Consider the following 409-nt stretch of genomic DNA (forward strand, 5'->3'; position numbering starts at 1 on the left):
AGCGCCGGCGGCCGCTTTGCGCTGTCGGATAACCAAACCATTGTGGTGGCGGCAGGCGCAACGCTCGATTACGAGCGGGCCAGCTCGCACCGGGTCGTGGTGCGGGTTACGGACGAGGGTGGCATCACCTTCGACAAGGCCTTCACCGTGACGGTGGGGGATCTCGCGGTGGAGCAGGTTGCCGGAGGCAAGGGCCGGGACGTGCTCAAGGGCGGCCGGGGCAAGGACGTGCTCAAAGGCGGGCTGGGCAACGACCGGCTCTCCGGGGGCGCAGGCGACGATGTGTTCGTGTTCAACACCAAGCTCGGCACGGCCAAGACGGACCGGAAGGTGAACTTCGACACGATCAGCGACTTCCGGGGCAAGGACGACAGCCTCTGGCTCGACAACAGGTACTTCTCCAAGCTCG

1 pseudogene is annotated in these 409 nt (G+C 66.0%); it reads left to right on the forward strand.

The features are described 5' to 3' along the window. Positions 1-409: pseudogene (locus LG661_RS24925) on the forward strand (hypothetical protein); the annotation flags it as partial.

Source organism: Microvirga roseola, from assembly GCF_020866965.1.
GTDB classification, from domain to species: domain Bacteria; phylum Pseudomonadota; class Alphaproteobacteria; order Rhizobiales; family Beijerinckiaceae; genus Microvirga; species Microvirga roseola.